The sequence below is a fragment of the Microbacterium wangyouchuni genome (assembly GCF_054072595.1).
This window is the reverse complement of record NZ_JBSVRM010000007.1, coordinates 163,248-183,359: the sequence shown is the minus strand read 5'-3', so window position 1 is coordinate 183,359 and position 20,112 is coordinate 163,248. Positions and strand designations below refer to the sequence as shown.

Below are 20,112 nucleotides of genomic sequence, written 5' to 3'. Positions count from 1 at the left end.
TGGATTCGTCCTTAGTCATGCTCATGTGAGCGGAGTGGAAGAGGGTCTGACCTCAGTTAACTACCAGATGTTGACACATCTCAAGATGTGCGGAAAGATCAGAACGCTCATCTGAGCAACACGAAGACACGCGGAGGGTTGACGATGAACGCGAACGTACCTGACGATGGCGTGACCGAGGCGATCCTGCGTCGCTACTACCTCGACGACGCCACCAAACTCGACATCGCCGCCGAGTTCGGCATCTCGAGGTTCAAGGTTGCGCGACTGCTCGACGACGCCAAGCGGAAAGGACTCGTTCGGATCGAGATCACGCCGAGCGCCGCCGACGCCGATCGGTCGGAGCGGCTGCGCCGCGCGCTCGGGCTACGCCGCGCCGTAGTGGTCGGCGACTCCACCGATGCGGATGCCGAGTCTGTCCGGCGCGCGGTCGGCCGGGCGAGCGCGCGCTTGTTCACCGCCCTGGCTGGCCGCGAGTCCGTCGTGGGCATCTCGGCGAGCCTCGCCCTGATCGCGATGGGGGAGGAGATCGAGACGCTCGGTGAGAGCACGGTCGTGCAACTCTGCGGCGTGCATTCGGATGAGCTCGACGGTGTCGGACCCGTGGAGCTCGTGCGCCAGATCGCCGAGAAGACGTCCGGTCGCTCACGCGTCTTCTACGCGCCCTTCGTGACGCCCACCGCATCCTCGGCGCGCGACCTGAGGCGCGATCCTCGTGTGCGGTTGACGATGTCCGCCTACGCACGGCTCGATGTCGCAGCCGTCTCCGTCGGCGCATGGGCGCCCGGGGCCTCCGGGCTATACGACTCGCTCGCGCACGATGAGCGCGACGAACTCCGACGTGCAGGGGCGGTCACCGAAGTGTGCGGCATCCCGATCGACCGCGATGGACAGCCGGTGGCCTCCGCGGCGACCGAGCGCGTGCTCGGCATATCTTTCGACGAACTGCGTCGAGTGCCCGAGGTGATGGCGGTGGTACCGACCGCGGGCAGGGCCGAGGCGCTGAGAGCGCTCGCCGCCGGGGCACTAGTGACGAGCCTGGTCACGAGCGCTGCGGCCGCTGATGAGATCCTGGCCAACGCTGCGGCATAAGTGCCGGCATAACTTTCACTGGTTCATGGACCCCCGGAGCACGAGCTCCGGGGCGAAGTACTCGGTGATGGGCCCGGGCTCAGCGGAGCCGTCGATGAGCGCCAGCAGGCGCTTCGTCGCCCGTCGCGCGATCTCGATCGCGGGCAATCGCACGGTCGACAGCGGTGGGTCGAGGAAGCGTGAGAAGGGGTAGTCTCCCCATCCGACAACGAGCGTGTCGTCGGGCACCCGCAGTCCTCGTTCGCGCAGGGCGGCGTAGAGACCGAGGGCGAAGTAATCGTTGCCGACGAGGAAAGCGTCGGGCGCCGGCCGGGTGTCGAGCAAGTCGCTGATCATGCGGAAGGCATCTTCCCCGCGCCAGAGGGAAGCCCCGCGCGAAGAGCGGCGGGAGGGGACGAGTACCACCCGGTTCGGATCGAACGGGATGCCGTGCGCGTCGAGCACCTGGTGGAAGGCATCGAGTCGATGCGCGACCGTCGATACGTGGAGGTCCTCCTCGACGAGCACGATGTCGCGCGCCCCTCGCTCGATCGCCGCCTCGACGCTCATCCGGCGGCCGGCCTCGTTATCGTTGGAGTAGAGGTCGACATCGAGGTCGAGCAATTCGCGGGCCATGATCACCAGTGGGATGCCAGCCTTTGTCACCGCTGACCACGGGTTGGCGCGTCCCTGCACTGGGACACCGAGGATGCCGTCGACGCCGGAGCGCAGCGCGGTTTCGATCGCGATCTGCTCGCGCTCCGGGTCTTCGGCCGACAGCAGCAGGAGGAGCGTGTAGTCGGCCTTGACTGCTAGCTCTTCGACCTCACTCATGAGGTCACTGAAGAACGGGTTGGCGAGGTCGGTGAGGATCACGCCGATCGTCCGCCGAGAGCCGAGGACGAGGGATCGGGCATGCACGTTGGGTACATACCCGATCCGCTCGGCCTCAACCTTGATGCGGGACCGTGTCAAGGCGCTCACGCCTGGCTTGTCATTGAGCGCGCGCGAGACGGTGTTGGCGGTGAGGCCGAGGGCGTCGGCTACGTCCTGCAGGGTTCGCCGCCGCGGCCCGTCTGTTGTGCGCATCATGATTCGGTTCCGGCTACTCCTTGAGCTCGAGGTAGATGCGCAGCATCGGCGCGTCGTCCCCCGAGGTCTGCTCGCTGCGCAGCCGTAGCCAGTGCCCGAAGGTCGATACGGGGATCGAAAGCAGACCGACCGCCTCGGATGTCACGGGCACGATGAGATCGTGATCGATCCACTGAAGGCCGTTGGGAGAGATCTGCACGCGGAATTCGACCTCGGTCCCCGGTGCGGGTCGGAGGAACTGGACGTACCAACGGGCCTCGCCCGCCCAGCCCACCTCGAAGGGCTCGGTGGCGTGGGAGCCGACGAGATCGACGCCGCGTTCGAGGACGGCGCTCTGTGATTGACGCATGTTGCTTTTTACCAATCTGCCGAGATGACGACGGAGTCGAGGTAGAGGAAGTTGCGGTGAGGGCCAAGGGTGCGCACCGAGAAATAGAAGTTGAGCAGGCTCTCCAGCGACTCGTACTTCTCCTTGTACGGCGGTACCGGCACATCACGCAGGTCGTAGACGTCGTTGTTGAACTGCAGTTCGACGTTCGACCGGGTTGTGGTGTCGATGAGGAAGCGCAGGTAGTGCCAGTTGACCTTGGTCGGCACTTCGTTGTAGCAGGCCTCCTGCCGCTGATCGTTGAGGTACGTCCAGTCGTCGGGGTTCGGCGCCGTGAAGTCGGTGTACTGGCTGTAGTCGTGCTTGCCCTCGAACCGCTCGTGCGGCGTGGGCTCGGCGACCGTCGGGTACATCCACTTCTGGATGATCCGTCCGTCCTCATCGGCATTCTGGAATCGCATGACGTTGTGGTAGCGGATGCCGTCGTGGTCGAGGTCGGTGGCGACGGTGAATGCGCCGAACTGAGCCTCGGTCGGGTGGGAGTTTGCATCCCAGCTGATGTCGCCGTAGGTGTTCTGTTCCTCGCCGCCGCCGAGATTCGCCTCGCCCTTCCAGGCGAGATACGCCTCGATCTGCAGGTAGCCGCGGCCGCTCATAGTGAGCCGGCGGATCGCCGTGGCCGTGTGGCCAGGCGCCTCGCGGGTGGCGAGCTTGAGCGAGTACGTGCCGGTCATGCCGCCATGCGTGCCCACATCGAAGAAGTTCTGATTGGACAGCATCGGCGGGCGCATGTCGCGGAAGTGCTCGTCCATCGAATCGAGGTCGCCGCGGCCGTTGTAGTTGCCGCCGAGCTCGACCCAGCCGTTGGTGCCTTCGTTGAAGTCATCGAACGTGAGGATCCGTGGGAGCGGATTGAATTTCGATAGACGCAGATCGCTGCTGCGGATCGCTTCCCGCAGGCTTGCTGCGGTGTTCGCGACATCGGGGGTGGTCACCAGTGACTCCTTGACTTCGGGCCCCGACAGCATTGCCGGGGCGATGTGAGCGCAACATTAGCGTTATCGTGAACCGCTGTCAAAGGTCATTCTCCCGAGCCTCGCGCAAACGCGCGCTCATATGAGAACCCTTGAAATTGCGCTGATCTTGACTAGCGGTTGACAATTTGGCTGAGATGCGCGAGGTTCATTAGCGATAACGTTCCGGTGGATCGAAGACGAGCCGGAACCCGAACCAGGGGTCGCAGAGGACCCCCACGGAGGTGAACATGCTGGGATACACGATTCGACGGGCGCTACTCGCCGTCTTCGTGCTTTGGGGTGTCGTGACCGTGGTGTTCATCATCGTGCGGCTCGTGCCGTCCGACCCAGCGGTTCTCGTCGCTGGAATCGATGCCACGCCGGAACAGATCGCCGCGATCCGCGTCAGGATGGGGCTGGATCAACCGCTGTTCGTGCAGTACGCCGGCTATCTCGGCGGAGCGCTCCGCGGAGACTTCGGCAACTCATATACGCACGGCGGATCGGCGATGGCACTCGTTCTGCAAGTGCTGCCGAATACGGCGCTACTCGCGTTCCTCGGCTGCCTGCTGGCGGTCATCGTGAGCTTCCCTCTCGGCCTGCTCGCGGCGATCCGCGTCAACCGGCCGACTGACCGCATCATCACCACCGGGAGCCTGCTCGCACAGGCCCTTCCCGGGTTCTGGGTCGGTGTGGTGCTCATGCTCGTGTTCTCGCAGACGCTGCGACTCTTGCCCAGCTCTGGATTGGGCAGCCCCGCCGCGCTCGTACTCCCCGTCGTGACGGTATCGCTGCCCTTCATCGCGATTCTCACACGCATGACCCGCAGTGGTCTGCTGGAGGTGGTCGGTGAGGGTTACGTCACCACGGCGAGAGCGAAGGGCCTGTCGGAGCGCACGGTGATCTTCACCCACGCGACGCGCAACGCGCTCATCCCTGTCGTCACGCTGGTGGGTCTGGAATTCGGCACCCTCCTCGGTGGCGCGGTCGTCACCGAGACGGTGTTCAGCTTCCCCGGCGTCGGCAGGCTCCTGGTCTCTTCGATCCTCGCCCGCGATTACAACCTCGTGCAGGCATGCGTCGTGGTCATCGCCGCCGGATTCGTGATCGTGAACCTGCTCGTCGATCTCCTCTACGGATTCCTCGACCCGAGAGTGAGGCTCGCGAAATGACCGGTGTCCCTCCCACTATCGCCATGCAGACGATGCAGCGCGCCCGCAAGGCCCGCCGTGGCGTCACCGCACGCATCGCGATACCGATCGTCGTGATCGCCCTGTTCATCATCGGCGCGATCGTGGTCCCGATTCTCTATAATTTCAACCCGCTGCACGCGGATGTGCTGCTACGACTGAAGCCCCCCGGGACGACTCTGCCGGACGGATCGGTCGCGATCTTCGGCACGGACCAGGTCGGCCAGGACCTCTTTGCCCAGATGATGATGGGTGCCAGGGTCTCACTCACCGTCGGCATCTCCTCGCTGCTCTTCGCGGGGGTGGCCGGTGTTCTCACGGGGCTGATCGCGGGCCACTTCGGCGGCTGGGTCGATAACGTGCTCATGCGCATCGCCGACGTGCAGCTTGCCTTCCCCGCGATCCTCCTCGCGATCCTCCTCGCCTCAGTGCTGGGATCGAGCCTGTGGAACGTGATCGTGGTCATCTCGATCACCAACTGGGTCGTGTTCGCCCGCGTCACCCGCAGTCAGGTGCTGACGCTGCGCAGCCGAGAGTACGTCGAGGCTGCCCGCACCCTGGGCGCGAGCGACTGGCACATCATCTTCCGTACGCTCTTGCCCGGATGCCTCGCCCCAATCCTCGTCGTCGCCACTGTCGAGTTCGGCCACGTTGTGCTGCTGGAGGCTGCGCTGTCATTCCTGGGTGTCGGCGTACCGCTCGGCATCCCGAGCCTGGGCTCAACGATCAGCAATGGCACGGCCTACCTCAGCACGGCCTGGTGGATCTCGACCCTTCCCGGTATCGCGCTCGCCGTCCTCGTGCTCGCCACGGGAGTCCTGGGCGACGCCCTGCGCGATCGTTTCGACCCGAAGTTGCGGAGCGCCTGATGACGATCTCACATGCACCGGAGGCGACGCCGTCGCCCTCGCGGCCCGATGAACTGCTCTTGAGCGTGCAGGACCTCCAGGTCGAATTCTCTACCTCGGCCGGGGTTGTGCGGGCGCTGGATGGCGTCAGCTTTGACGTCCGCGCCGGGCAGACCGTCGCCATCCTCGGCGAGTCAGGATCGGGCAAGTCGGTCACTGCGCAGGCCATCATGGCGCTGCTGCCGAAGCCCGCTGGGTCGATCGTCGGCGGCCGGATCCTCTACGGCGGCGTCGACCTCGCTGCGGAGCCCGTCGGCCGGGTGCGCGAGCTGTGCGCGACGGAGATCGCCATGATCTTCCAGGACCCGCTGAGCTCGCTCAACCCGGTCTACCGGGTCGGGTGGCAGATCGCTGAGCTGTTCCGCCGCCGCCGAGGCACTCCCAAACAGGAGGCGTGGGCGAAGTCCCTCGCACTGCTCAAGCGGGTCGGCATCCCGGATGCGGAGACGCGCATCCGCGACTACCCCCATCAGTTTTCCGGCGGTCAGCGCCAGCGCATCATGATCGCGATGGCGATCGCGCTGGAGCCGAAGCTCCTCATCGGCGATGAGCCGACCACCGCGCTCGACGTCACCGTGCAGAAGCAGGTCATGGACCTGCTCGCCGATCTGCAGGCGGAGACAGGGATGGGCATGGTGCTCATCAGCCACGACCTCGGCGTCGTCGCGGAGGTCGCCGACCGGGCCGCCATCATGTATGCCGGCCGGATCGTAGAGTTCGGCGGCATCCGCGAGGTCTACGACCACCCGGCGCATCCGTACACGCAGGGGCTGTTGAACTCCATCCCCAGCAACACGGCGCGCGGCGAACGGTTGACGCCGATCGCCGGCTCTCCGCCGAACCTGCTCGCCCTGCCGACTGGATGCTCGTTCCATCCCCGCTGCCCGTTCGCTACCGATCTCTGCCGCAACCAGGTGCCCGCGCTACGTGCGCCGGAGGGGTGGGCGCCGGAGCACCTGGCGGCCTGCCACCGTTCCGAGGAGGTGCTCGCGCATGACTGAGCAGACCGTTCCCCTGCTGAGCGTGGAACACCTCAAGGTGTCGTACCCGTTGCGCTCCTCAATCCTGCTGCGCAAGACCGGCGAGAACGTCGCAGTCTCGGACGTGAACTTCGAAATCCGACCGGGCGAGACGGTCGGCCTGGTGGGCGAATCCGGTTCGGGCAAGTCCACCATCGCCCGCACCGTGATCGGACTGGTACCCGCGGCCGCCGGCGTCATCCGGTTCGAGGGGAATGACATCGCCCAGCTGTCGCTACGCCAGATGAAGGACATGCGGCGCGACATGCAGATGGTCTTCCAGGACCCGTACGCATCGCTGAACCCGCGGCTGACGGTCCGCGACCTCATCGCCGAGGGGTGGCGCGTGCACGCCGGCATCGTGTCACGTGATCAGTGGACGGTCGAGGCGAAGGCGCTCATGGAGCGCGTCGGTCTCAATCCGGACTACTCCGACCGGTATCCGCACCAGTTCTCTGGTGGTCAGCGCCAGCGCATCGGCATCGCCCGCGCGCTAGCCCTGCGTCCCAAGATCATCATCTGCGATGAGGCAGTCAGCGCGCTGGACGTATCGGTGCAGGCGCAGGTGCTCAACCTGCTCGAGGATCTGCAGGCCGATCTCGGACTCTCCTACCTCTTCATCTCGCACGATCTCTCGGTCATCGAGCACATCTGCGACCGCGTGCTCGTCCTCAACAAGGGCGTCGTCGTGGAAGAGGGCACCGCAAAACGGCTGTTCGATGATCCGCAGCATCCTTACACGCGGGCGCTCCTCGCGGCGGTGCCTGTCGCGCGCCCGTGGCTGAAGGAGACCCCTTGAGTGGGCAGATGATCGTGCACCTCGTGCGCCACGGGGAGTCCCTGTGGAACGTCGAGGGTCGCTATCAGGGTCAGCAGGACTCGGGCCTTACTGAGGACGGGCGCGCGCAGGCCGCGCAGTTCGCCGCGGCTTTCTCCCGCGAGGTGCCGCACCCCGACGTCGTATTCTCCAGCGACCTGCCCCGAGTGCGCGACACAGCCGCGAAGTACGTTGAGCGCGTCGGTGTTCCGGTGCGTGAGGACGAGGCGCTGCGGGAGATGAACGTCGGCGACTGGGCAGGAATGACGCTTGAGGACGCCGAAGAGAAGTACCCCGAGATCGTGACGGCCGTGGCTGCTGGCGCGGACATTGCCCGCGGTGTGGGCGGCGAGACGTTCGCCCAGACGCGCGAACGCGTTGTCTCCGCGATCGGTCGTGTCGTCGACGTGCTGGAGAGCCGGGAAGGGGGCGGGATCGCGGTCATCTTCACGAGCGGTAACCCCATCCGGCTCGCGGCCGCCCACATGCTTGGTATCCCCTCACCAGGGCACATGGTGCTCGGCGCCCCAGACAACTGTTCCGTCACGACGTTCCGCTTGCGCGACGGGCGCAGCGAGGTCGTGCGCTACAACCATGACATCGCGCAAGCTCGTCCGGCCGATCAGAGGGAGATCTCGTGACCGCGCCGCTCACCTTCATCGCACAGACGCACAACCTGTGGGGCGATCACCACGCTGCGGAGCGGGTGGATGCGATGCGCGCGCTGTATGAACGGCGCGCACCCGACCTGCTCGCCACGCAGGAGACGCGCGCGTGGTCCCGAGACCTGCTCGATGCGGTGATGCCCGGTCATCGGCGCGTGCAGGACGACTTCCCCGGGTGGGAATCGCAGAGCAACCTGTGGTGGAACGCCGAGCTGTTCGTCGAGGTCGAGCACGGCGCGGAGGACGTCGGCATTCACGACGCGCACGCCCGCCTGTTCTGGGTGCGGCTGCGGGTCGTGGGGGAGGACAGGACGATCCTGTGGACGACCGCGCACCTGTCGTATTCGGGCAACGCGATCGAAGTGGAGACGGGAGTCAACCAGCGCACTCCCCAGGCTCATCGTGTCGTGGAGGAACTGGCCCGTCTCGCCCGGCCGGACGAGCCGGTATTCTTCGCCTCCGACACGAACGCGATCGCGACGGCGATCTGGGTAATTGGCAATGCCGGATACCTTGATTCGTTCAGCGCCCTCAACCGGCAGGCTCCGCCGACGCACCCCGTCGTTCCGAACCCGTTCCGCGAGAGCGTCGGCACGCCGAAGTCGCCGATCGCGAGCCCGCACAAGACCATCGACTACATCTTCTTCCGAGGCCCCGTGCGCCCCCGCAGCGCCGAGGTCGTGGAGTTCTTCGACCGGGGAATCTCGCCCAGCGATCACTACCCCGTCGCCTCGACGTTCACGTTGCCCCGCCGGGGCGAGTGAGCCGCACCAAGTTACGTTCATCGATCAAAGGAGATAGAAATGACATCGCTAAACGCGAGGTTGCGATCGGTCGCCGCAGTCGCGGTTGCCGCCGCACTTCTGCTCACCGGATGCTCGGGTGGAGGCGGCGACGCTGCTGGCTCCACGGAACCACTGCCCGACGACCAGCAGAACCTCACCTTCATCCCCGCCTACGGATGGGCGGGCTCCGATATTTCGCAGCAGCCGCTCGAGATCGGCGTGCAAATGGCCATCTCGCAGACCATGGAGAGCCTGATCTCGCTCGACGAGGAGAGCAAGCCGCAGCCGAAGCTTGCCGAATCGTGGGAATGGGTCGATGACACGACGCTCGTGTTCCATCTGCGCGATGGTGTCGAGTTCAGCGACGGCACTCCGCTCACTGCTGCCGATGTGAAGGGCTCGATCGAGCGCTACATCGCGTGGGAAGGGCCGCTCAAGACCGTGCTCGACCCGATCGTCGAGGTGGCTGCCACGGATGATGCCACCGTGACGATCACGACCTCGGGCCCTTCGGGAACCCTGCTCGGTGTGATGTCACTCGTCTACGTCGGCAAGGCGGAGTTCTCGCACCCCGACACGACGATCCAGGCGGATACCGACTACTGGTCCAAGCCCATCGGCACGGGGCCCTTCGTCATCACTGACTACGTCGCCAACGATCACTTCAGCTTCGAACGCAACGAGAACTACTGGGGCGAGAAAGCCAAGCTCCAGACGCTCACGATGAAGCAGGTCACCGACGTCAACGGGAAGATTACGGCCCTATCGAACGGCGAGGCACAGGTCGTCGGCGATTTGCCGTACGACCAGATCGCGCAGGTCGAGGCGATGAACGATGTCGTCTTCACTCAGGAAAGCAGCCTGAACTACTACTTCCTGTGGTTCGACAACATGAACGAGTACCTGCAGGACCAGCGCGTGCGCGAGGCGATGTGGGCGGCGCTCGATCTGAAGACGATCCAAGAGTCGCTCTTCGGCGACACCGCGAGTGTCATGACCTCATACTGCCCCGTCGCGGCCTTCGGATGCCTCGAACCGAGCGAGGGCATGGTGGAGTACGACCCTGAGCGCGCCAAGGAGCTTCTGGCCGAAGCGGGCTACCCGGACGGATTCACCGTCGACGCCATCTACAGCACCGCGAACGGTGCCGGCTTCGCGAACATGATGCAGGCGTTCATCTCCGCTTGGAGCGAGGTGGGGATCACGGTCGAGCCCCGCGCGATGGATTCGGCAACCTGGGTGCAGACCTTCGGTACGGTCAACGATGACGGCACGCATGCCTGGGACATCGATGTCCAGCCGAACCAGACCATCACGGGCGACGCCGATTACACCATCTACCGCCTGTACAACTGCACCGCGGCACGACTCGGCTACTGCAACGAGGACTTTGACGCCCTCACGACGCAGGCGCAGCAGAGCACCGACCCGGACGCACGTCTCGAGCTGTACCAGGAGGCGGTTGACCTCATGCGCGCCGATACCCCGGCGATCCCGCTGTTCGAGATCAAGGTGAACGCCGCGATGGCGTCGAACGTGCAGGGTCTGAAGATCCCGGCGAACGACTTCATCGACTTCCGCACGGTGTATCTCTCCCAGTGACGAATGGTGGCGGGGGCGGCCAGCCCGCCCCCTCCACTTTTTCGCCCGCATCGGCATCCAGGATCGGAAAAATGGAGAAATTCCTCAGTTACGATCGCGGCCTCGAGCGCTTCAACCCGCTGGCTCGCGTGATCACCTACGACGATTTCGACACCGGCTACAACGGCTGGATGGACCTCACCCCGAACTTCGTCTACGACAACTACGAGTCGTTCGAATCGGAGGTCGACCTCACCAGCTGGCCGGCCAACCAGCTCAGCACCGCCGCGATGCGTTTCGCGGCCTCGCACGGCTCGATGGAGGGGACCTACTCCCTCAAGCTCACCACCGCACCGACCGGCGGGCCGCACACCGAACCGCCGCGCCCCGGCAGCATGGGACACGCGATCAAGCGACTCTCGCGCTTCGGTGACCCCGATCTCATCCAGATCGAGGCCTGGTACTCCTACACGCCATCCCAGGATCGCTTCGGGATCGGCGAAGACGACATCAGGGCGATCGGTTTCTTCTTCGACGTGCAGGATGCCGAGTACCGTTACATGCCCGGCGTGCGGTACGTCAACGCGCTCGGGGGGAAACCGGTGCGGCGCTGGCAGTATTACCGGGTCGCTGACGGGGTCACTCCGACGGACTGGAACTTCGGCGTCGAGGACGGTTGGTGCGTGCCGGGCGTTGACAACCAGTGGTACGGGCGGAGGTTCGAGGACGGCTCAGGAGACGGCTACCAGTGGCTGCCCGGTGGCGAGCAGGAGCTGCTGTTCAACGAGAGCCCGGACAAGATCAACTGGCTCTACTTCCGGCTCACGGTCGACGTGCGGCGGCGCCGCTATGTCGAACTGCAGTCCATGGACCAGGTGTTCGACATGCGTGGACTCGAGCCGACGCTCGTGCCGGGCTACCGGTCGATCAAGGACCTCATCAACCCCGTCTTCTTCGTCGAGACGGACACCGACCGCTCGGTGAACCTGTTCCTCGACTCGGTGGTCTACTCGTGCGAGTGAGTTCCGACCCTCACCCATCGATCAAGGAGCCCGCGCGCGAGACACCCGTGGCGGGTTCCTTCGATGTGATCGTCGCCGGGGGAGGGCCGGCCGGCGTGACGGCGGCGGTTGCTGCGGCGCGAGGCGGGGCGCGCACGCTCCTCATCGAGCGCTACGGCTTCGTCGGCGGCATGGCGACCAGCGCCTTGGTCACCCCCATCAGCGAGTTCCGTGTCGGAGGCCGGGCGCACATCGGCGGAATCCCGTATGAACTCATGTGCCGCGCGGCGGAGCTGGGCGGCGCCGAGCTCGAACGGGACAGCGGCAACTGGCCGGTGAACGACGAGATCTTCAAGCTCGCCGCGCAGCGCCTGCTCCTCGAGAGCGGAGTGACGCTCCTGCTGCACACCTGGTTCGCGGACGTCGTCGCCGAGGACGGCCGGGTCAGTCACGTGATCGTGCAGAACAAACAGGGACGGGTGGCGTACGCCTGCGGGGCGGTCGTTGACTGCACCGGTGACGCCGACGTCGTGCGCGCGGCGGGGCTGCCGACGACTAAGGGCGACGTGCTGCAGCCCGCGACGCTGTGGTTTCAGCTCGGCGGAGTGGACACCGCCGCGCTCGAGTATGTGTTCGGCGATGCCGTGGATGGCATCCTGCCGGTGTCGGATTCAATCCGCGCCCGGCTCGCCGAACTGCATGAGGCGGGTGAGGTGCCGCTGTTCGGCGGCCCGTGGATCAACAAATTCTTCCACGACGGCTTCGTGAGCATCAATGTATTGCGCGAGGCGACGGACGCGAGCGACCCGGAGTGGTTCTCGCGCACTGAGACGAGCCTGCGCGAGAAGATGCACGATCTCATCGAGGTGCTCCGTCGGGAGTTCCCGGAGTTCCGGGACGCGTGGTTGGCGAAGTCCGGCATCCAGACCGGAGTGCGCGAGACACACCATATCGTCGGGCTGTACGAGCTGACGCAGGACGACATCATGCATCCGAAGGCGTTTCCTGACACCGTGGCGAAGGGTGCCCACACGATCGACATCCACCATGTCGACAGCATCGATCAGAATGACTTCGTCATCCTCCACCACCCCTATAACGTGCCCTTGCGCAGTCTCATCCCGCACGGGTCGGACAATCTCGTGACCGCCGGGCGTTGCCTGTGCGCCGACGGGCCCGGCTTCGGATCGGTGCGGGTCATGGCGACGTGCATGGCGATGGGGCAGGGTGCGGGGACGGCGGCAGCGCTCGCCGTCAACCACGGGCTGTCGATGTCGACGATGGACGTCGATTTGCTGAGGGCCGAGCTGATCGCCAGCGGCGCGATCGTGGATTTCGACAACGTCGAAGCGGTTGCAGCCGCGAACTGAGAGGACACGGAGAATGCAGCAGAACAACACATCGGTTCTCGCCCGGAGAATCGTGATCGCCGACGATTACGCGACGCAGCCCTATGAGGCCGGGTGGGCGTCGGAGGCTGTCGTGTTCCTGCAGGTGGAGGGGGAGCACCCCGACCTGCGTTTGGCCGTCGAGGTCTCACCGGACGGGATCAACTGGATCCGCCGCGGGGATGCCGTCGCGCTGGCATCGGACGCATCGATCGCGGAACTTGCGGTCGCACGATTCGGCAACTGGTTGCGCGTAACCGTCGAAGGGGCGTCCGCTGAACGACCGGCGCGCGTGCTCATCCACGTCAACGGGAAGGGCTGAGCCGGCGTGGATGCCGATCGGTCCCATGAGGAGAACGAGGCAATCTTGGCGATCGCCGTGAACGCGGCGGGGCTAGACACGCTGCCGGAGGATGTCGCGAGACCGTCGTATCGACGGGAGGACGTCGGGGTCGGCATCGTGCATATCGGCGTCGGCGGCTTCCACCGCTCGCATCAGGCGATGTATCTCGACCGTCTGCTGAACCGCGGCGAGGCTAGTGAGTGGGGCATCTGCGGCGTGGGGATGCTGGAGCACGACGCGAGGATGCGCGATCTGCTCGCCGCCCAGGATGGGCTCTACACGCTCGTGCTCAAGAGCGCGGGCGGCGTGCGCGACGTCCGCGTGATCGGGTCGATCGTCGACTACGTGTTCGTGCCGGACGGCAGGGCGGGCGCTGTCGAGCGGCTCGCCGATCCGGCGGTTCGCATCGTGTCACTGACGGTCACAGAAGGCGGGTACAACGTGCACCGCGCGACGGGAGAGTTCGACGCGCAGGGTCCGGGCATCCAGGATGACCTGGCCACTCCGGGGCAGCCGCGCACGGTCTTCGGTCTCGTCGTCGAGGCGCTGCGCGTGCGCCGTGAGCGGGGTGTCGCCCCGTTCACGGTCATGTCGTGCGACAACATCCCCGGTAATGGTGAAGTCGCGCGGGGCGCGTTCACCGCCTTCGCGGCTCTGCGCGATGCGGAACTCGCCGAGTGGATCGCCGCGGAGGTCGCCTTTCCGAGTTCGATGGTCGACAGGATCACCCCGGTCACGTCGCCCGCGGACATCGTCGAGCTGTACGACCGCTTCGGTGTGGACGACGCCTGGCCGGTCGTCGCGGAGCCGTGGGAGCAGTGGGTGCTGGAGGACCGGTTCCCCACGGGGCGGCCGCGGTACGAAGACGTCGGCGTGCAGATGGTCGACGACGTCATCCCGTACGAACTCATGAAGCTGCGTCTGCTCAACTGCACGCACCAGGCCATGTGTTATTTCGGGCACCTCTTCGGCTATGCATACGCACACGAGGCCGTGGCCGATCCCGCGATCCGGCGCCTGCTCGTCGATTACATGGATCAGGAGGCGACGCCGACGCTGCCACCCGTCCCCGGTGTCGACCTCACGGCGTACAAGGCGTCGCTCATCCAACGCTACGCGAACCCCGACGTGCGCGACACGCTCGCACGGCTGTGCGCCGACAGCAGCGACCGGATCCCCACGTGGCTCGTGCCGGTCATCCGTGAGCAGCTGGCGGCGGGCGGTGACGTCCGCCGGTGCGCGGCGATCGTCGCCAGCTGGGCCCGCTACGCCGAGGGTGTCGACGAGAACGGTGCACCGATCGACGTCGTGGATCAGACACGGGAGCGGGTGATGGCCGCCGCGCGGCGTGACCGGACGCGGCCGGGGGCTTTCCTCGAGGAGCGCGAGTTCTTCGGGGACCTCGCGGATGACGCGCGGTTCGTCGCCGCCTATGTTGAGGCCGTCGGGCTCATCCGCGACCTCGGTGCACGCGAGGCGCTGCGCCGTATCGTCACAGACTGAGTCGTGTCGATCTGCTGAAGATCAGGGTGTTGCGAGCACCGTTGGAACCCAAGGGCGCGCTGCCGGGCGCTAGGCGTTACGCGATGCAGGCGTCCGCCCCTCGGCGAATCGCGCCTGTGCCCGGTTGTGACGCCCGCTGACTTCGACGAGCTCGGTAGCCTTCGCCAGCCCCATCTTCTTGGTCGACACGTACATGCTCTCGGCACGTTCGACGAGGAAGGTCTCGTGCCAGATTCCGACCGCGCCCGGTGCTTTGCGGGCGGCTTTGTTGAAGGCGGTCCAGGCCGGGCGATGCTCTTGCGAGGGTGCGGATGCGTAGGCGTAGAGCTTGTCAATGGATGACCAGTACTGCGTGACGTAGGGGCCGTCGCTGCCGAACATCAGTTGGAAGCCGAGCAGGCCTGATTCCTCGTCGACCGACAGCTCGCGCAGCATCCGGGGCATGGCGAAGAATGCCGGCATCCACAGATCGGGACGCCACCAGCGGTTGATCTGCATCCCGATATGGAAGACGATGAGCTCGCCCTCGTGGTGGTGGGTCATGCGACCGGTGATGACTTTTGACATGGTGTCCTCCTGATCGGATAGCGGCACTATCCATAATGGATAGCTGTACTATCGATGTCAAGAGGTGGCTATGAGAATTTCGGAGCTGTCGGCGCAGACGGGTGTACCGGTGCCGACGATCAAGTACTACCTGCGCGAGCGGCTGCTGCCTGAGGGGGAGCGCAGTGCGCCGACCCAGGCCGCGTACGGCGAGGTGCACGTGCAGCGGCTGCGCGTCATCCGCGCGCTGATCGAGTCCGGCGTGAGTATCGCGGAGACGCGGCAAGTGCTGGACGCGCTGAACAACCCGCCGGAGAACCCGCACGAACTGCTGGGTGCTGCGCATGCCGCGATCACGCCACCGGCCGACGAATCGCTTGATCTGACCTCGACGCGGGACATCGTCGTAGGCCTCGGGTGGAAGCCCGGGATGTGCGACGACGCGGTCCTGCACGACGTCGCCCGCGCGCTGCAGGGGCTGGAGCGCGCGGGCTTCGATCTGGCGAAGGGCGTGGTGCCGGTGTACCTCGAGAGTATGCGGGCGATTGCGGATGCTGAGATTGCCGGTGTGCCCACCGAGTCGGCTGAGGCCGCGGTCAGGTATGTCGTGCTGGGGTCGGTGCTGGTCGAACCGCTGCTGCTGGCGCTCAGGCGAGTCGCGCAGCAGGTGGCTTCGGTGGAGCGGTTTGGCGAGGCGTGAGCATCATCAGCAACTGATTCGTTCAGCCACTCATCGATGGTGGAGCTTGGGGTGAAAATAAAAAGCGTATCCGCGTAATGAATCACCCCTTTCGCCGTCTGTTCTTATGCGGAGACTCTTTTCTTCGCACGATGAGTCCTGGAACCCGAATCCCAGGGGTCATCGACCCAGCGCCGCGACCGCGGCGCTGACGCAGGGGCGCGTATATCCATACGCGCCTCTTTTTGTTTGCCTTCTGGGGAGAAGTCGATGTCACAATCCATCGCGCCGCGTTCGCGTGCGCGCATATTCATGCACTGGTTGGCAGGGATCCTTGTCGCCGTGCTCGCTGTGGGAGGTCTGAGCACTCCAGCGTTCGCGGCTGACGGCCAGGTCACTGTAAATCCGGTCGAATCCGGCAGCAACCACGGGGGTCTGCCCGTGCTGACCGAGGGCGGCACGTATGCGCTCCAGCTCGGCTACACGCGCATGGCGGATGGTGCCGTCGTCGCCATCACGCTGCCGGAGGGAATCACAATTCCCGCAGCTGCACTGAGCGTTCCCACCGGGAATACCGCCGTCCAGTCGCTCGGTATCAACGCCGACGGCCAGCTCGTGGTGACGTTCAACAAGCCGTTCCCAGAGGACATCGCCCAGGGTGTGCTCGATCTGAACTTCACGGTCGACGCGGTCGAGAACTCCGAGGAACGCGACCTCGTGTGGAATGTGGACGGCGTGCCCACCACACAGAAGGTCATCGTCGTCGCACCCGGTGAGTCGCCCCAGTCGACGACCACGTGGTCGAACAAGTCGGTTGGGGGAGTCTCTGTCCCGCACTCCGTCGTCGATGGCACGGTCGTCATCGACGAGCGCGCTCTGGACGTTGAATTCCCGTACACAGTTACCGTCTCCAGTACCGATGCGCGCGACGTGACCATCACCGACACCCTCGGCGCAAACCTCGCATTCGTCGAGGGCTCGCTGGAAGGCTCCAAGGTCGTCCGCGACGCCAGCGACCTCAACCCCGTCACCACGGCGCTCGACGCTCTCCCCGCCATCTCCGGGGCGAGCTTCACGCATTCCTTCCCCGCCGAGGCGAACTCCGTATATAAGTTCACCTACACGGCGAAGATCGCGGATGCCGCGGCACTCGACGCGGTCCGCGCTGAGCTGCAGAAGGCATACGACGGCGTCGACAAGGTCAACGGCGGCAACTACTTCGTCACACTGACCAACCAGGTGGACGTCAACGACCAGAAGCACTCCACGAGCACGCGCATTCAGGGCAGTGCCAAGGGCCTGGATCGCCCGGGCTACGGTGCGGCTTTCGGCAAGGCTGTGAACCCGAGTGCTGTCCAGCTCGCGGAGCAGCTCGCTGCCGGTGCGACCCTCGGTGATGTCATCCCGGTGACCTATACGCTGCGCGCCGACTTCACGGCCTTCGCTGACTTCGCCGGCGGTCCGTTCGCGATCGACCGCAACGTGATCATGACCGACACCCTGCCCGCCGAGGCCTCCTGGAGCGCAGACGAGGACGGGTTCCTCCTCCTCACCGACCAGAACGGCGACGTCATCACGCTCGCTCCCGCTGAGGGGCTCACGGGGAATATCGGCAACGCCATCCTCGCGGACGAGTACGTGCACACCTACGCTGTCGACGGCAAGATCCTGTATGTCAACCTCGGCATGGACCTCACCAAGTCCTACACGCTGAAAGCTGCCGCGAATATTGCCGCGCTTCCGCAGCGCTCGAGCCACGAGACGCAGTACGTGACCGAGTACCGCGTCGACAACCGCGTCTCGTTCGCCTATGGTGCGGGCGGCAAGCGCGAGTCGCGGTCGGCATCCACGAAGATCACCGTCCCGAAGGACACCTCCGGCGGCGTCGACGACCCGAACCGGTTTAACAAGACCACCCCGGGCAGCGCGATCACGCTGACCTCGGGTACGTCCACGACGATCCCGTACACATTCACTGTCGGCCGCGGCGTCGGGGATGCAGCATCCTCGAGAATCATCGATGTCGTCGACCACTCGGTGTTCGATGTAACCGAAGAGACGCTGCCAGCCATCCAGGCTTCGATCACCGGCATGTATGACTGGAATTATCCGCTCGACGGCGACACCTTCGATGTGTCGCTGGACGGCGATGGCAACCTGGTGATCGCACCGAATGCGGCGTTCCCGAAGGATGCTTTGTGGGGAGCATCCGCTGCCGCACCGTTCACCGGCACGTGGAACATCACCATCGACCTGCCGACGCATGTCCTGCAGGGCAAGCAGACGCTCGAGATCGACAACACGGCGCGCTACGAGGGTGCCGGTCAGGAGATCGTCTACACCTCGGGCTCCAGCACCAGCGCGACGAGCTTCGGCAACGAGATGGAGGTGCGCAAGCGCATCTACGACGCCGCGAACGATGCGTTCACCGGTAACCTCCGGGCCGAACTGGACTCCGATGGTGCTCTCACGCAGAGCGACTTCGTCTACCGGGTTGAGCTCATGCCGCACGGCACCTTCGCGAACATGGTCGCTGACGTCGTCGACGTGCTTCCTTCGGGCGTGGAGTTCGTCGGGTTCGTCGCCCCGGGTGACGTGGAGTCTGGTAAGACGACCGGTGGGGATTCGTATGCGATCCCCGGTTCGAATATCACCGCCACCTACGACGCCGACAACAACACTGTCGCGCTGGAAAAGGGACGCTTGACCAGTGGTGAGACGCTCGCGCTGTACTTCAAGGTGCGGGTCACGGACTATGACGCGAACGTTGGCATCACCAACAGGATCGGCGCCGTCGGGGCGACGATCACGCCGACGAACGAGTATCCGTTGAGTCTGCTCAAGCGCGACAGCACGGATGCCGCGAAGCTGATCACCGACCCTGGTGCTCGGTTCTCGGTACTTGCGGATGACCAGCAGACGGTCGTGCTGAGCGACCTGCGTGTGGTCGACGGCAAGCTTGTCACGGCCGAGGGCAAGACTCCGGTCGTCGCCGAGGTCGGCAGCTACTGGCTGCGGGAAGATGTCGCTCCGGCCGGATACAAGAAGGCTGACGAACTGAGCCCGATCACGGTCGACGCGAGCGGCACCTCTGCTGACGTCGTTCTGTACAACACGCCGGGCGAGACGGTCGAGCCGGAGAAGATGTACGCCATCGGCGACGTGACCTGGATCGACGCGAACAAAGACGGTCGGCAGGATGACGACGAGCAGGTGCTGCCCGGCGTCACAGTTGAACTGATCCAGGACGGCGAGGTCATCGCGACCACCACGACCGACGAGCGCGGTCGCTACCTGTTCGACGAACTGCCCGCGGGTGAGTACGAGGTCAAGTTCACGCTGACCGACGAGCAGCAGGAAACCTACGTTTTCACGCAGGCGGATGCTGGCACGGATGACGCCGTGGACTCGGATGCGGACCCGGAGACCGGGATGACGCAGACGATCGTCCTCGGTGAGGACAACACACGACTCACTCACGAGTACGAGTGGGCGAATGTTCGCGCCTCCGAGGGCATCGATCCCACCTGGGATGCCGGTGTGATCGTGCGTGAGCCGGTTGAGCCGACGGAGCCTGTGGAGCCGACGGAGCCTGTGGAGCCGACGGAGCCGACCACGCCGACGGAGCCTGTGGAGCCGACGGAGCCTGTGGAGCCGACGGAGCCGACGGAACCGACGGAACCGACGGAACCGACGGAACCGACGGAACCGACGGAACCGACGGAACCGACGGAGCCTGTGGAGCCGACGGAGCCTGTGGAGCCGGTCGAGCCGACGGAGCCTGAGGTTCCTGGTACGCCCGAGGGGCCGACCGCTCCCGAGGGGCCGACCGCTCCCGAGGAGCCGACCACGCCGACGGAGCCGACCACTCCGGAGGAGCCGACCACGCCGACGGAGCCGACCACGCCGACGGAGCCGACCGCTCCCGAGGGGCCGGTCTCGGACGCCCCGAACGACAGCGCCGATGAGCCTGTCGACCCGGCGCACCCGGGTACACCGGGCGTGAACGAACTGCCGAGGACCGGTAGCTCGGTTCCGCTGGGTCTCATCGGGGCCGCGTTGCTGCTGATGCTGGCTGGTGCCTCGATCTTCGTATGGAGACGCCGCACCGCCTGACAGTGCTGAAGAAGGGCGCGGACCGGTTTCCCTGGTCCGCGCCCTTTCCGGTCCCCCCTGTCGC

General features: G+C 65.4%; 18 protein-coding genes. 14 read left to right on the top strand and 4 right to left on the bottom strand.

The window, feature by feature from the left end; translation table 11 throughout:
* Nucleotides 1-144 precede the first annotated feature (144 nt).
* Nucleotides 145-1,092, top strand: coding sequence for a sugar-binding transcriptional regulator (locus ACW5CM_RS13535; RefSeq protein WP_438252568.1), 948 nt, complete (start codon nucleotides 145-147; stop codon nucleotides 1,090-1,092).
* Between the two features lie 15 nt (nucleotides 1,093-1,107).
* On the opposite strand, the gene ACW5CM_RS13530 is transcribed toward ACW5CM_RS13535, so the two are convergent.
* The 3 genes from ACW5CM_RS13530 to ACW5CM_RS13520 are packed head-to-tail and all read right to left on the bottom strand — an operon-like array spanning nucleotide 1,108 to nucleotide 3,486.
* On the bottom strand, nucleotides 1,108-2,163 hold the full coding sequence (locus ACW5CM_RS13530) for a LacI family DNA-binding transcriptional regulator (RefSeq protein ID WP_438252569.1): 1,056 nt from the start codon (nucleotides 2,161-2,163) through the stop codon (nucleotides 1,108-1,110).
* Nucleotides 2,164-2,176: 13 nt separating this feature from the next.
* Complete coding sequence (locus tag ACW5CM_RS13525) at nucleotides 2,177-2,512, bottom strand: hypothetical protein (protein WP_438252570.1); 336 nt, start codon at nucleotides 2,510-2,512, stop codon at nucleotides 2,177-2,179.
* An 8-nt stretch (nucleotides 2,513-2,520) separates the two neighbouring features.
* Nucleotides 2,521-3,486 (bottom strand): DUF6772 family protein, encoded by a 966-nt coding sequence (locus ACW5CM_RS13520; RefSeq protein WP_438252571.1) that lies wholly within the window; start codon nucleotides 3,484-3,486, stop codon nucleotides 2,521-2,523.
* Between the two features lie 269 nt (nucleotides 3,487-3,755).
* On the opposite strand from ACW5CM_RS13520, the gene ACW5CM_RS13515 reads away from it, so the two are divergent.
* The 11 genes from ACW5CM_RS13515 to ACW5CM_RS13465 all read left to right on the top strand — a co-directional run bounded on the left by ACW5CM_RS13515 (nucleotide 3,756) and on the right by ACW5CM_RS13465 (nucleotide 14,707).
* Entirely contained in the window at nucleotides 3,756-4,679 is a 924-nt protein-coding gene (locus ACW5CM_RS13515) for an ABC transporter permease (RefSeq protein WP_438252572.1), read from the top strand.
* The gene (locus tag ACW5CM_RS13510; RefSeq protein WP_438252573.1) at nucleotides 4,676-5,566 is read left to right on the top strand and encodes an ABC transporter permease; all 891 of its coding nucleotides are present in this window, start codon (nucleotides 4,676-4,678) and stop codon (nucleotides 5,564-5,566) included. Before ACW5CM_RS13515 ends, ACW5CM_RS13510 begins: the two co-directional genes overlap by 4 nt.
* Entirely contained in the window at nucleotides 5,566-6,606 is a 1,041-nt protein-coding gene (locus ACW5CM_RS13505; protein ID WP_439255534.1) for an ABC transporter ATP-binding protein, read from the top strand. The genes ACW5CM_RS13510 and ACW5CM_RS13505 overlap by 1 nt, the downstream gene beginning before the upstream one ends.
* A complete protein-coding gene (locus ACW5CM_RS13500; RefSeq protein WP_438252576.1) occupies nucleotides 6,599-7,423 on the top strand; it encodes an ABC transporter ATP-binding protein in 825 nt (274 codons plus the stop codon). The genes ACW5CM_RS13505 and ACW5CM_RS13500 overlap by 8 nt, the downstream gene beginning before the upstream one ends.
* Nucleotides 7,420-8,082, top strand: coding sequence for a histidine phosphatase family protein (locus ACW5CM_RS13495; protein ID WP_457125305.1), 663 nt, complete (start codon nucleotides 7,420-7,422; stop codon nucleotides 8,080-8,082). The genes ACW5CM_RS13500 and ACW5CM_RS13495 overlap by 4 nt, the downstream gene beginning before the upstream one ends.
* Nucleotides 8,079-8,870 carry an endonuclease/exonuclease/phosphatase family protein gene (locus ACW5CM_RS13490; RefSeq protein WP_439255536.1) on the top strand — a complete coding sequence of 264 codons (792 nt, stop codon included), beginning with the start codon at nucleotides 8,079-8,081 and terminating at the stop codon, nucleotides 8,868-8,870. Before ACW5CM_RS13495 ends, ACW5CM_RS13490 begins: the two co-directional genes overlap by 4 nt.
* A gap of 39 nt (nucleotides 8,871-8,909) precedes the next feature.
* On the top strand, nucleotides 8,910-10,493 hold the full coding sequence (locus ACW5CM_RS13485) for an ABC transporter substrate-binding protein (protein ID WP_439255538.1): 1,584 nt from the start codon (nucleotides 8,910-8,912) through the stop codon (nucleotides 10,491-10,493).
* A gap of 71 nt (nucleotides 10,494-10,564) precedes the next feature.
* The gene (locus ACW5CM_RS13480) at nucleotides 10,565-11,494 is read left to right on the top strand and encodes a DUF6772 family protein (RefSeq protein ID WP_438252580.1); all 930 of its coding nucleotides are present in this window, start codon (nucleotides 10,565-10,567) and stop codon (nucleotides 11,492-11,494) included.
* A complete protein-coding gene (locus tag ACW5CM_RS13475) occupies nucleotides 11,491-12,843 on the top strand; it encodes an FAD-dependent oxidoreductase (RefSeq protein ID WP_457125304.1) in 1,353 nt (450 codons plus the stop codon). Before ACW5CM_RS13480 ends, ACW5CM_RS13475 begins: the two co-directional genes overlap by 4 nt.
* A 13-nt stretch (nucleotides 12,844-12,856) precedes the next feature.
* Nucleotides 12,857-13,183, top strand: coding sequence for a DUF6385 domain-containing protein (locus tag ACW5CM_RS13470; protein WP_438252582.1), 327 nt, complete (start codon nucleotides 12,857-12,859; stop codon nucleotides 13,181-13,183).
* 45 nt (nucleotides 13,184-13,228) lie between these two features.
* Complete coding sequence (locus ACW5CM_RS13465; RefSeq protein WP_457125303.1) at nucleotides 13,229-14,707, top strand: mannitol dehydrogenase family protein; 1,479 nt, start codon at nucleotides 13,229-13,231, stop codon at nucleotides 14,705-14,707.
* A 69-nt stretch (nucleotides 14,708-14,776) separates the two neighbouring features.
* On the opposite strand, the gene ACW5CM_RS13460 is transcribed toward ACW5CM_RS13465, so the two are convergent.
* On the bottom strand, nucleotides 14,777-15,274 hold the full coding sequence (locus ACW5CM_RS13460) for a DUF4188 domain-containing protein (protein WP_439255539.1): 498 nt from the start codon (nucleotides 15,272-15,274) through the stop codon (nucleotides 14,777-14,779).
* A gap of 70 nt (nucleotides 15,275-15,344) precedes the next feature.
* Between ACW5CM_RS13460 and ACW5CM_RS13455 the strand changes: the two genes are divergently transcribed.
* Together ACW5CM_RS13455 and ACW5CM_RS13450 are read left to right on the top strand one after the other, a co-directional pair.
* Nucleotides 15,345-15,953 (top strand): MerR family transcriptional regulator, encoded by a 609-nt coding sequence (locus ACW5CM_RS13455; RefSeq protein WP_457125302.1) that lies wholly within the window; start codon nucleotides 15,345-15,347, stop codon nucleotides 15,951-15,953.
* A 249-nt stretch (nucleotides 15,954-16,202) separates the two neighbouring features.
* Complete coding sequence (locus tag ACW5CM_RS13450) at nucleotides 16,203-20,048, top strand: SdrD B-like domain-containing protein (RefSeq protein ID WP_457125301.1); 3,846 nt, start codon at nucleotides 16,203-16,205, stop codon at nucleotides 20,046-20,048.
* Nucleotides 20,049-20,112 lie beyond the last annotated feature (64 nt).

Bases quoted from the DNA above. Each gene is read 5' to 3' on its own strand.
- ACW5CM_RS13535 (WP_438252568.1), top strand. From the start codon at position 145: ATGAACGCGAACGTACCTGACGATGGCGTGACCGAGGCGATCCTGCGT.
- ACW5CM_RS13530 (WP_438252569.1), bottom strand. From the start codon at position 2,163: ATGATGCGCACAACAGACGGGCCGCGGCGGCGAACCCTGCAGGACGTA.
- ACW5CM_RS13525 (WP_438252570.1), bottom strand. From the start codon at position 2,512: ATGCGTCAATCACAGAGCGCCGTCCTCGAACGCGGCGTCGATCTCGTC.
- ACW5CM_RS13515 (WP_438252572.1), top strand. From the start codon at position 3,756: ATGCTGGGATACACGATTCGACGGGCGCTACTCGCCGTCTTCGTGCTT.
- ACW5CM_RS13510 (WP_438252573.1), top strand. From the start codon at position 4,676: ATGACCGGTGTCCCTCCCACTATCGCCATGCAGACGATGCAGCGCGCC.
- ACW5CM_RS13505 (WP_439255534.1), top strand. From the start codon at position 5,566: ATGACGATCTCACATGCACCGGAGGCGACGCCGTCGCCCTCGCGGCCC.
- ACW5CM_RS13500 (WP_438252576.1), top strand. From the start codon at position 6,599: ATGACTGAGCAGACCGTTCCCCTGCTGAGCGTGGAACACCTCAAGGTG.
- ACW5CM_RS13485 (WP_439255538.1), top strand. From the start codon at position 8,910: ATGACATCGCTAAACGCGAGGTTGCGATCGGTCGCCGCAGTCGCGGTT.
- ACW5CM_RS13480 (WP_438252580.1), top strand. From the start codon at position 10,565: ATGGAGAAATTCCTCAGTTACGATCGCGGCCTCGAGCGCTTCAACCCG.
- ACW5CM_RS13470 (WP_438252582.1), top strand. From the start codon at position 12,857: ATGCAGCAGAACAACACATCGGTTCTCGCCCGGAGAATCGTGATCGCC.
- ACW5CM_RS13460 (WP_439255539.1), bottom strand. From the start codon at position 15,274: ATGTCAAAAGTCATCACCGGTCGCATGACCCACCACCACGAGGGCGAG.
- ACW5CM_RS13455 (WP_457125302.1), top strand. From the start codon at position 15,345: ATGAGAATTTCGGAGCTGTCGGCGCAGACGGGTGTACCGGTGCCGACG.
- ACW5CM_RS13450 (WP_457125301.1), top strand. From the start codon at position 16,203: ATGTCACAATCCATCGCGCCGCGTTCGCGTGCGCGCATATTCATGCAC.